This is a genomic window from Bacillus sp. LQ01 (genome assembly GCF_057624735.1).
Genome location: NZ_JBYEZL010000001.1, coordinates 186692 through 199654, shown reverse-complemented (window position 1 = coordinate 199654; position 12963 = coordinate 186692). Strand labels below are relative to the sequence as shown.

Genomic DNA, 12963 nt, shown 5'->3' with positions numbered 1-12963 from the left:
CTATATGAATTTTTAATAACTAAAATTCACACTTTAAAAACAAATCCCCTAAAATCTTATATACAAAATAACAGATATATAAATCGCTCTTCATAACTATCAAAATTCCCCTCACTTACAAATTATAATAAAATTCACACTTTTATCTGCATAAGTGAATACGAAAAAAATAATCCATATAATTCAAACCGTATAAATTTGACCATAATAGAAAAATATCCATACTCAAAATATCCTACTATGAAAAGTCCCGTCATCAAATCATATTATTGATATATAATTTTATATATCAATAACCACTAAAGTATCTAGTAAAATAAACACAAGAATACTTTATGAATCATCTTGTGTTTATCTATTAGATTAATTACAAACTATAATTAACCTACTAATTCTTTTTCTCTAAGCCCCTCTTGAATATGAGGATTTATAAGATTAATTAATGCGGTCTTATTTATCCAAAATGTCCTTTTCACTTGTTGGCTACCATCTGTAAAAGCAAAGGTATCATTTCCATCTTTCGCCTTAGTCCTAATATGCAAATTCATATTATCAGACTGGGCAGTGAACAATTCTACATCTCCCTTTTCAAAAGCAATTATAGTATTTTGATATACTTTTTTTGCACTTACAGAGAGATCCGAAAAACTAAAATTAGAAATAATATCAATGTCTATGATTTTCCCAAGAGAGTCTTCAATAAAAACAAATAGGAAGAAATCCTTTTCAATCTCTTTTTTCAAATAAGATTCTTCAAAAATAATCGGGGTATTTTTGCTTTCAGAATCATATATTTCAGGATACCCTTTCACTTCATAAAATTGACTAAATGTTTTACTTGGTAAAGGAAATGCTTCTTTTAAAACGTTCCCCTCTTCTGTCTTAGTAACTGTAATAGTCCTAAAATCTATTGTTATCTCTTTCTCTTCCAATTCTTTTTTTATAAACATACTACGATTAGATTTAGACTGATTATTTTCTTTATATTTTTCATATTTATAAGGTAGTTCTGATATCCTTTTTAAAAATTCATCTATCTTACCTTGACTACTTTGTAACCTTTTGCGATTATCTAGATACAATTTATATAAGTCATCCCTTTTTAATAAATTCGAAGTTATTTCTTCAGATGTTAATTGAATGAAGTTTTTTACAAATTGATCATATATTTCCTGTAAATACTCATCCTTATCATTTTCATCTTCCGCATCATTATAAATATCTTTACTATAGGACTTAAAATAAAATTTCCCATTACTAGCAAGACCTTTATAACTATTTTCGCTCACATCTTCAGGCTTCTGTCTCTTCCGCCACCATTTATCTATGTGCTCAAACACTTCTATACTCTTTAAGAACTCATCAACTTCATCAGACTTGCTAGCTAAAAATATCTCTATTTGATTTAGATATTTTTCCAAATCTTTTTTATTAAGATTTCTTGCCGTTCCTGGTTTATCCTGAAACATTAAATACGATTTAATAAAATCTAATAAATAAAATCCTCCATACAATCCTTCTTCTCCCTTTCTACAAATTCGTTTATTTTTTTCCCCTAGTGCTTCATTAATACGTTCTACTTGTTTAGTATTTGTCTCTATATCTTCAATATTTACAGGGATTTGTGAATTTAATCCTAATGTTATAGAGCGCTTTAATTGGGAATCAACAGAAATAAATATAGTTTTTATTCTAATTTTACACATCAATTTATCTAGTAATTCATCAATACATGTATTCATTTCTTCTCTATCATGTCCAACTAATTTCTTTAAATTTTTTCTAATCTCTCGGATAATGTCAGCACAGTGTGTTAATGTTTGTGCACCATTAATTACACTTACATTTAATGGATCAAAAATAATTTTATCCTCTTTTATTTGAAATTTTCTTGATGAATATATTGTAATTCCATTATGGTGAAACCAAAAGCCTTCCAGTGCAACCTCATGCCCCTCAAAATCTTCTGAGCCAGTACTCTCCTTAATATAATTATTTAATAGGTCCTTAAACTCCTGAGTTGTATTATATGAGGTATTCAAATTGTATAATCCCAATAAAAAACTTGTCTTAAAATTATTTCTTAGTCGTTCTGATTGAGCGTTTATAATTTTGACCCTAACATTATCTTTAAATAGCTCGACACCAGTTCTATTATACAAAGAATATAATTCTTTTAGCGACATATTATAAACTAATCCCTTATCCTCATTAAAATTTTTATTTGAGATTTTATACTCTAAATAATTTAGCCCCTCTTCTTCTAGGGTCATCTCAATTTCATCATCTTGACTCCAATAACACAGTTTTGAGTTTTTAAAAAAGTCCTTCACTTCTCGTTTCTGCCTACTCAATCCTAAATTCGCTTCTATTCCTTCACGATAGTCTTGCGCAGCTTCCCAAGATTCAAATACCATTAATGACTGCATTTCTATGTTAGTAACTTTATATCGCTCGTAATTATCCCTAAACTCGTTAAATTCAATATTATGTTTGCTGTTTTCACAAAAATCTCCAACATAATATTCTACAGTGTCTCCGTTATCATTAGTTATTTCTAAAATATTCAAATTCTCCTTAAAATCCATCTCTTCTTCCTTAACACCTAATAATCGAGATAATTTTTTCAAATTTCTACTTGGTATGAACATTTCTCCAACTCCCTTTTAACATATGCACGTAAATTCTCAAAGTCGTGACGTGCCTTTCTTTTAACATCTAACAATCTAGACGTTCCTTCTTTTTCTATCTTCTCTTCTAATTGATCTAAAGCAAAAAATAAATCTTGTTCATATTTCCTTAATCTTCTCATAACATATTTTTTTAACTCTTGTGTTAATTCCTGCTTATATACGTAAGAATTAATTTCATATACTAGGTTTTCAAAGTATGAATTCAATTCAGATTCTATACTATTTTCAGTATTTTCTAACCCAAAATCTTTTTTTATACCTTCAAATATTACATCACTTAATTTGTCTTTTTCGGGAAATAAAGTTGACTCATAAACCGCAAAATACTCTGCTAACTGCTTTCTTATAAACTCTTTATTTCTTCCCTTTATTTTGATTTTCCTATAAAAACATGAAGGTATTCTAGTAATATTACTTGCAGGGAAGAAGATAAATCCCCCTTTCTGCAATTTTATCCTCTCATTGAAACATCCGTGAGTAACTACTTTAAAATTTTTCTTTAAAATCAATTCATTCCTATTCTCCTTCAACATATCGTCATAATATTTTTCGATATATTCGGAGCTAGGTGAGAAATGCTGTGGTAAACAAAATATATACAAATAACCGTCTTTATCTTGCTTTTCTTTTTCATAGGAGGTGGCAAAATATATAGCAACTAAAGCGTTAAATGTAATATCAAGCAATCTACTAGTTGCTAAATAATGTTGTGCTGCTATTGCTTTTTGTAAATTTGTTTTTTCCTCTCTATCTATTACATTATAATCATTCAGCAAATCAAATAATTTAATCTCTTGCTGTACAGTTAACTTTTGTCGATATAAAGATGGTAATAACTTTGTTCCTTCATAATCCCGTGGCTCTCCTCGAAATGCAATAATACTTTTCGAATTAGAAATTCGTAAGGATTTTTTTAATTCCTTAGTCTCTTTTTCAATTTCTAGCAATAAATTAAATAAAGAATCCTCTTTTTGCTCCATTTCATTTCTCCTCATAGAAATTTTATATAAATTTATTATTTACACCTTATTACATTGAGTAATAAATAATAATCAATATATAAATATAATAATATGCATCTATCAAATCTACTAATATGAAATAAATTCCAAAACTATTATACCATATCCAAATTAAATTAATTATCTTACATAATACTAAAATCATTTCTCCAAAATATAAATTGATTCTAATAGCAAAGTAGCCCTTAAAATCCAATAGATTATTGAATTTTAAGAGCTACTTAATAATTTTGGATTCATTACAATAACAAATTTTCTTTGTTTATAAAATATCTTCTCACTTGAACAACCTATGATTTAAAGGACTAATATTAATAATGACAGGGCTACCCGACTTCAACGTACCATCTTTCTGTAACATTGGTCCAGAAGTGATACATTGACCTTTCTTCAATGTTGCAAGTCGTTTTTCCCACTCTTTTCGCACAGTTGAATCTTGAGCAAGATTTGATGCAATGGCACTAATTTCATTTTCTGGTGGCATGAAATATACTTTTTGACTTGAATTCTGTAGTCGCGAAATTTCATCCGTTGTAAATTGGCCTTTTAATGATTGTGTTGCATACCAACCTGACCAACCAAATTTTCTTCCTTCAGTTAAAATTTTGGCACTTGGTGATTTTTCTCTATGATCAAGATTTTGCGCTTCATCTAATATAACTGGGAATGGTTTATTTTTGTCGCCATGGTGTAATTGATAGTTCCAAATATCCCATAAGATAAACTCTGTAATCATGAGCTGTACATCTCTATTAAAGCCCGTTAATTGTACAATAAACACTTTACCTTTTTGGTTCAGTATGTCTCCCCAATCATATACAGCATTATGATTAAATGGATTCTTATCAATAAACGGCTTAATTTGTGATCTTGCTGTTTTAGCCGGCCCAGAAGTATCCTCTTCTAATTCTGCTAATAAATAATTTAAATTCATACCTTCGCCATATTTATCTAAACCGCGCATTACCGCCTCATATATAGCGTTTTGTTGCTGAATGCCTAAATCTTTATATACAGCTGAAAATACACTTTTAATTCTTTCAGCAACATCTGTATTATCTTCATCGATATAAATTCCTTCATCCAATTCTTTTTGATTTCGCTTAAATGGATTTACTGGGAATTTATCTTTTGCTACTAGGAATTGTTCAATATTATCTTGGAGTTTCTCTTTGAATTCCGGTTCTAACTTAGAATTCTTAAATCCATCTGTATAGTCAAATATCATACTAGAAATTCCATTTTGCGCCAGCTCAAGTAGTAAACATTGAATGAAGTAACTCTTACCTTGTCCTGATTTACCCGAAATTAAAATATGTCTATTTGCTAGCTCTGAATTTCCGAATTCCCAATATATTTCTTGAGTCGATCCCTCTACTGTTCCTAACAAAACGCGGATGTCTTTTAATTCTTTTGTTCCTCCCGTTCCTTTTTCTTCCTTTTCTTCTTCAGAATGAGGTACAGTTGGAACGACTTTATTGCTAGTTTTTTTTAACACTTGATTAGAATCATGATTCTGATTCAATAATCTATCTGGATTAATATCAGTTCCGCCAGAATGGATTTTCATTTTGAGTGCCTCAATTTCTTCGACTACTCCTTCATATCCATCCTCTTCGGTTAATTCCACTAATAAAATATCTTCTTCTATTTTAATGGATCTCCATGATTGTTCCTTTTTGAATGATAAAATTGCTCCTTTTCCGATTTTATCATTCAAATGTCCACTCATTTCATAATCATCATTTAATAATCTTTTCTTTAGTTCTTCAATTTTCTCATAAGATTTTTCTGGCCAAATGTTGTTTGTAATGAATTTCTCGGCATTCGCTAGCAATAACTGCACAAAGAAGTTTCGGAAAAACTTATGTTTAAACACATGTAAACCGTCTTCACTTGTTTTAGAAAGTTGTGTATCAAATAGTTGCTTAGTAGCATTAATTTGCTCTTTTGCTTTCGCAATAGCACTGTCTTGATTTAAGCCGATTTTCACTTCCACTGGATAATAATGCACTGATAATTTATCATCTTGCATTTCTACTCCGATTAACAGTAAATCGTCACTATGTGCACCTTTTCCGCCTAGATTTTTTGCAGAAAATACACCTTCACTTTTCGTTAATTTCACCGCTCCAGCAACACGCAATATTTCTTCTAATGAGATAGGAACCCATAAAATATTCTCATGATCTAAAGCACTTAATATATACTTCACAGCTGAAATAATGCTTAACTTTTCTCTTGAGAATTGTCCCTTACTTCCTATAATTCGTAGTAACCACTCACCATTTAAACTATTGAAAGCTCTAATAGCTGTATTAATTTTTTCAGGTGTCGATACAATTTCTTTTTCTGCCAGATACTGTTCAATAACCGCTCGGTATTGTCTTGCTTTATCCGTTACTGTAATTGCATCATACTGGCTTGATGAAGAATATTGATCACTATAATGAATGACCAATAAATTACGTGATGAATCTTGGAAGAAATCTAAACCTACATTAGGTTCAATAAATGTTACCCAATAAGAAGATTCATATAAATGTTCTAGAACTTGTTCATCATAGGTAGATGTTCTCGTAACAATTGTTTCATTCTTACGATAAGGGTTTGTACCATCGTTATTTAAATTACTTCCTAATTCATTCATTCCTCTAGCAGTTTGAATTAACAAATGTTCATTATTCAATACATTTTTTAATCCAAATCCTGTACGATAATCTACTTCTGTACTAATAGATGATAGGGATGATAACATTCCATTTAAAGATAATCCTGTTTCAATATCTTCCATTGTACTTTTCGCATGCTTCTCATTTGAAATCATTTTATAGAATGAAATATGAGCGTAACCATATTCTTTCGTACCAATAAGTTTATAATAGAACACATTTTCTCGAATCAGCCTTAATACGTCTACAGCATCAAGATTCTTTGATGTTAACGATAATTCAAAGAACTCCTCGAATTTTTGAACATCATCATATATAGAAAATTTTTCAAAAGCACTTAGTATATTACCCTCATGATATAAAGCAACCTCTACTGGTATAATTTTGGACGGCCCTTTTTTATCTATCTGCTTCTTAATAAACTGTACTAAACCTCTTACAACTTCTTTATCATTATTTATATTAATCACATTAATTCGTATCGGAGATTTAGATTCTTGTAAAAATAAGTATTGGAAATGTTCCACAAATTGTTGAAGCTTTTCTTCAACTACATTAGCTAAAAATGCATTAGATTCTCCAATCGCAACCTTATGAAGTGGTTCATAAACAGTCCATTCAGGCGCTTCATTTTGAGAAACTGGTCTATATAATTCATCATTCTGTCCATATATATATGGCAATAGATTGTTAGGATGCAAACGATTTAAAATATGCATCTCAACTACTTCGTTTTTAATTTCATCATTAACACTTAACTGATAGGCAACATTAAGCGGATGCAACGGTGTTAGTATGACCCTTTGTTCCTCTTCAATAACTCCCAATTTAAACAGATTCTTTTCTTCTTCTTTTAACATTACATTTTCTTGTATATGAGCAATGCTTTTGTTAAAAGTCTTCAAATATCTTATAGATAGGTCTCTTAATTGATCATCCACAAAACAAAGACTAGGAATCGTATTATTAAATTTATAGTAATTTAATAATTGTTGATACGCCTCTCTCAATGATGGGTTCATTGAGAATTCAACCTTATTTAGGCCTGATACTCCTCTAACTGCAAAAGCGATTTCATTTTCAATCCATACTCTCTCATCTTGTAAATAATTTCGGAATCCTTCTCGTGCTGAAAATTCCCTTGCACCTTGTTTTAATTTATTTGTATCAAGGTTATATTCAAAGCTTTCTTGATGTTCTCTTTTTAATTTCCATATCCTTTCTCCTGATACTGGAACAGTCTTTGCAACTTGCTCTCTAATAAGAAAAGGAATTAAAGATGTTTCAATTTGAACAGAAAACGATAAACTATCATCATTCCATGCAGGGGAAGATTCAGAGACTTCAAAACTTCCACCTTGCCAATTTATAATCTGCGCATCTTCCTCAATAAATACTTCTTCTGGGTCATTAGAAATATCTCCAAAAACAATACATTCTTCAGCTTTATTCATAACTACATTTTTCTTATTCACATTCACTTCATAAATTGTTTGAAGTGATTGTAAAAACGCGGCTTCACATTCTACAACAGCAATATGAAACTCATATTTCGACTTAGATTGCATTTTATGCGTATATACAGCTTTATGGAATGAAGTCACATTTTGCTTATGCGCTAAACTAACAGTTAGCTTTTTCCCAGATACTCCACAAAAACCCTGTGAATTTTTATGAATATATTCCTTCTTCAACTTTTCTTCAAATTCAAAGTTCAGGTTGATATCTTCTATCTGTGTAGGATTAAAAACGATAATATGGCGTTTACGCCTCCCAGCCTTTGTCTCAGCTTGTGCTTTTTCCCAATATAGCAGACCTTCTTTTGAATATTTCTTTGGTGATTCGATATATTCTAATGGGCGATCTATCTCAGTCATTTTGTCGTAAGAATCTTTAACAAGAACATAATCCGCTTGCTGCCAATCATCTTTCTTCAGGCGAGAAACACCTTTCTCATCAAATAATTTTTCTAATTGACTCTCTAAATGTTCATACTCATGCATCTGTTGAACTTTCTCAAAGAATGAAGCATTTTCTTCTAGCCTTTTTTTCATTTGAGCTGAAGTAAATTGATTTAAATTTTCATCATAGAAAATACCTAGATTAGAATAATCTTCTCTCGCAATCTCTTGTTTTGATAAAAATCCAAGAATTTCTTCATAATCCCAAAGAGATGGTCGCACAATTGTATCATCTAATTTTTTACGTAAATAAAATGAAAGTACTTCCTTCTCTTCTTTATTTAAAGAAGAAGTTTCAATTTCTTCTTTTAATGTTTTCAAAATTGATTTTACATTAAATGGCATACCTTCTTTTTGCAAATCACTGCTACCACCCTTAATACTGTCCAGCGTCTCATGACATATACTAAGTAAAGCTGTTTTCTCCCAAACATCCTTTTGTTCACCGACTTCATTACGAAGTGTTACTAAAAAGTCCGGAGTAACATTTGCCGATGTAGTCGCAACAACTACTTTCATCTCCTCTGAAACCTTAATGGCAATCGTTTCGTATGGAGTTCCCTGCTTATGCTGATAATAAAACGCGTACGATAAATCCTGTTCTTTTAATGTGTCATAAAATGCTTGTACTTGCTCATGATTATCAAATTGAAGGTAAAATCGCTCTCCACCTCTAAGATTTTCCGCTTGTAAATAATTTATTAGTTTATCTGAAAGATAATTATAAAATTGGTTTAACATACTGTGCATCACCGCTATCACTTTTTTTGTCTATTAAATTCAGCTTATCAAATAACTGTACAATTTCTTCTTTTGAGTAACGATCGAAAAATAGACCTCTAGCCTCTAAATCTATAAATACTTGCTTCAAAGGTTTTCTTTCCTTTTTTAAACTCAATGCTGTTAGTAGCAATAACATATCTTGACTAATATTAAGCATATAACCAAGTGAACCTCGAGTTTTTAAGAAATATTTTTTCCCAACCTCTTCTATTGATAAAGAGTATCTATGTCGAGGGCCTTGCATCGTATCTTTTTCATAGGCTTCTTCTATACTACGGAATAAGGATTGTACCAGCGTATCATATTCTAATTCTAAATTTCCTTCATAAGCCCCAAGACCTAAATGTCTTCTATATTCCATAACCCAATCACAAAGCATCTCTAAAAATACTTTTTTATCCTCATCGGATAATTGCTGATATGTTTCCTTTAATTCAGGATAGCCACCTGCTTTTTCTACTCCCATTAGGAAATTTAAATGTTCTAAGCAATTAATATGTAGTAGTAAATGTCTACCTGTATCTTTAATCATTTGATAACCATGAGTATAGCCTTTTCTATTCTTACTCGTAGACTCCCAGTCAAGTGTAAAATAAACTTCGTTGTTCTCACTAAAGTTCGCTTTCCCAACTTGTGAAAGCTTTAAAGTCAATTGAGTAATATATAAAAAGTAATAATAACTAAGAAACAAATGATAATGAGTTCTAAAATAATCTTTATGTTCCGCTAAAAATTGAAAATCTTCTTTGAATAGCTTTGAGATAAATGGAATTTGATTAATATACGGACGGCGTTCTTTTTCGTCGCTCTCCAAATGATTTAATTGTTTTAATACAAGACGTGACATTAAATCTGTTGAATCGCTTTTTCCAAAAATCTCTTCTACTGTTTCTTTTTCACCTAATAAGACATCTAAAAGGAATCTAGCAATATCTTGTTCTCCTTTTTTATCAGCCTTATCACTTAATGGTAAATATTGAAACAAATGTAAATGAAAAATTTTAATTGTATTGTCACTATCCTGCAGAAAGGTACGTAGTATTTGTTCAAATTGCGACTTATCTTGCTTTGATACATCAACAGATTTACTAATCTCTCCAATAAGTTCTTCTAGATTAACTTCCATTTTTAACTTATTTCCGCTGACTAGACGCGTAAACTCTCCTAATACTCCCTGAAACCCTTTTGCGAATTTTGCCCGCTCTGTTCCTCGGGTAGAGAAAGGTAACAGAGGAGCTTTTTTATTTATTGTATGTTTTAATCCTAACTTTTCTGGTTTAATACTCAGCGAGTTTTTCAAATCCTCTAAATTCTCTCTTACAATCATTTTCTAATCCCTTCTAAACGTAAATTCTTCAAAATCTTCGTCGTATGTTAGTCTAAACATTCCATTTTCATTAGATTGAACAAACAATAATTCTTTTTCTCTATTTCCTAATTTCATTATCTTATCCACAAATTCAACGAACTGAATACAATCTTCTTTATCCTTTTTATTCGGACGATAACCTTTTGAAAGTTTAACCATCATTTCATATAACGGATAATCAATTTCTAAATATACAGGTGCTACTTTATCTTCATTAGAAAAAGCAAGTAATATATTTAATTTAAATCGATTTAAAACCTCTGGTTCTACCCCTTTCAAATGTCCTACAAATGGCTTGATTTTAAGAGACTGTGCCACCTGAGTAGTATCATTTGAATAATCCATAAATACATAATCTGATTTCGGACGTCCGTTCCACAAGAATATCGATTCTCTCGCTAAATTATACATCTCTCTTAAGTCAGATCGATTTCCCTTATTAAAGGCATATAAATATTCCATATATTTTTTATAATTTTCATCCGCGAACATTTCATTCAAAACAGGAGATAAAAACAATGACATACGTATTAATGTTTTATTGAATACCTGTCTAGATGAATCACTTAACTCGAAGAAAGGTCCCATCTCTTCTAGCCCTTCTATCCATCCATCAAGTCCATTTAAAACTAAATGCTTTTGGAAAGTATTCTTCATATTTACTGAATTGTTTAGCTCAATTAGCATTTGATCTACACTATTTGATCGAAGATGAATAGGATCCATTTTAGAAATAACTGCTAGTAAATTTGATTTCTCTTGACCATCAAATAATAAATTCGGCAATAAAGCTTCGGTTTTTTCCATCATACCTGCCCCAAGAAAATCTTCATTCCCATGAGAGGGCACTAAAATATCATAAATAAAATTAAGCATGGAGCGTGTTGAAATAATCATCTTATGCTTAACTATTGCTTCAACTAAAATGCTTAAAACACCATCTCGTATTTGTTGCTGTTGCAATAACTCATAATTCACCATAAAGAATCCATTTATACCACGTTGCTTATCCTTTAAATAGGCTTGATAGAATGGATTTTTTTCTGACTCAACCACAATTCGCTTTAAAATAGATGAAAAGTAATCTGATTTTGGCCCTTCACTAGTTAATTCAAAAGGTTGATAATCACTAAAGCTAATCAAGTGGAAATTACCACTTTGTTGATTAGTAGCAATTTCATTTGCCTCGAATATTCCTGATTCCTCAATAAATTTTGTTAAAATTTGATAGTGCTCTTTTGCATAATCTGATTCAATAAAGTTATGCAGAACTCCTAGGTTAATAGCTAAAATCATCTTGAATCTAGAACCATCAATCTCACTATCACTATATGGCTTTAATACTTCCGCTAATGTATCAAGGGAGCTCTTTTGTGGATCAAAACTTTCCGTAGCATCATTATGCACCGAAAACTCTTCCATCAATTCAGGATATTTATTTTTTACATACGATAATAAATGTGATTTCCCATCTCCAACGCTACCACACAAGAAAATTAATTGACTTGTATTTTGCCCAGCTGCTGCTGTTAGAGCAGACATCATATCGTTCTGTATCGTTCTTTCTACATGCAAATAATCCTTAAACGAACTAAATTCATTAGGATTTTCGATAGCCTCTTGAGATGATTCTTTCAGCTTCGAGAGTTCTGCTAGTAAATAACTCTCTCCTTCTCCTAAAATAAAATCATCATACACAAAATTGTTATCTGCTTCTTCTTCATTATCCACAGACTGTTTATCTTCAATTTCTAACCCTACTGCAATCTCAGCATTATTTATTTCTGTTAATTTCTCAGTTTGATTTGATGTATTTTGTTTACTTGCAATCTCAATTAGCATTTTTAACTTTTCTTCTAAACTAGCAGATATCTTTTCTTCTAATTTCTCCACAATATGTACACTACTCTTCGGCTGTGGATGTTTGTATTTCGGGGCAACAAACTCATAACTCCCATATACCTCCATAAACCATACTGCAATTTGGAATAGATTTTTATGCATTTTAAAAGCACTCTCTACCCCACTTTCAATATGTTCATGTGCCGCTTTATTTCCTAAATAGCGAACAGTATCAAATGAACGTGAAATTTCCTTTGATAAAATATCTTCTCTTTCTAATTTTTGAATACGCTCTACTTGCTTTAAATATTGTACGTCGTACAGTTCATGCTCTTCCGCAATACGTTTTGATAATAGCTCCGCAAATATTCTTCCCTTAATTAAAACCGATTGGGGATCTTGATAAAAAATATTTTCAATATCCCTACCCATCTCCGCTAACTCTGGGAATATCTCTTGTAGAAAATCAAATGTATATTTCTCCAATGATGTAACACCTCTTAATCTAAAAATACGTTTCGAATATATTCCATATTATACAATATCTATAGAAGAATTGTTGGTATTAAGAAAAAAGGAAATTAGTGGATTTTCCATTCATAATAAAATTAAACAGTTCCC

5 protein-coding genes are annotated in these 12963 nt (G+C 30.7%); all 5 read right to left on the bottom strand.

Annotation, left to right across the window (positions count from 1 at the left end):
- Positions 1 to 380 precede the first annotated feature (380 nt).
- The 5 genes from AC22L0_RS01075 to dptF all read right to left on the bottom strand — a co-directional run bounded on the left by AC22L0_RS01075 (position 381) and on the right by dptF (position 12828).
- A complete protein-coding gene (locus AC22L0_RS01075) occupies positions 381 to 2651 on the bottom strand; it encodes a PDDEXK family nuclease (RefSeq protein ID WP_087966260.1) in 2271 nt (756 codons plus the stop codon).
- Positions 2627 to 3673, bottom strand: coding sequence for an FRG domain-containing protein (locus tag AC22L0_RS01070; RefSeq protein ID WP_223837275.1), 1047 nt, complete (start codon positions 3671 to 3673; stop codon positions 2627 to 2629). Before AC22L0_RS01070 ends, AC22L0_RS01075 begins: the two co-directional genes overlap by 25 nt.
- A gap of 319 nt (positions 3674 to 3992) precedes the next feature.
- The gene (gene dptH / locus AC22L0_RS01065; RefSeq protein WP_487272088.1) at positions 3993 to 9089 is read right to left on the bottom strand and encodes a DNA phosphorothioation-dependent restriction protein DptH; all 5097 of its coding nucleotides are present in this window, start codon (positions 9087 to 9089) and stop codon (positions 3993 to 3995) included.
- Positions 9070 to 10458: a DNA phosphorothioation-dependent restriction protein DptG gene (gene dptG, locus AC22L0_RS01060; protein ID WP_086402434.1), complete on the bottom strand. Its 1389-nt coding sequence runs from the start codon at positions 10456 to 10458 to the stop codon at positions 9070 to 9072. The genes dptH and dptG overlap by 20 nt, the downstream gene beginning before the upstream one ends.
- 3 nt (positions 10459 to 10461) lie before the next feature.
- Positions 10462 to 12828 (bottom strand): DNA phosphorothioation-dependent restriction protein DptF, encoded by a 2367-nt coding sequence (gene dptF / locus AC22L0_RS01055; protein ID WP_061139738.1) that lies wholly within the window; start codon positions 12826 to 12828, stop codon positions 10462 to 10464.
- Positions 12829 to 12963 lie beyond the last annotated feature (135 nt).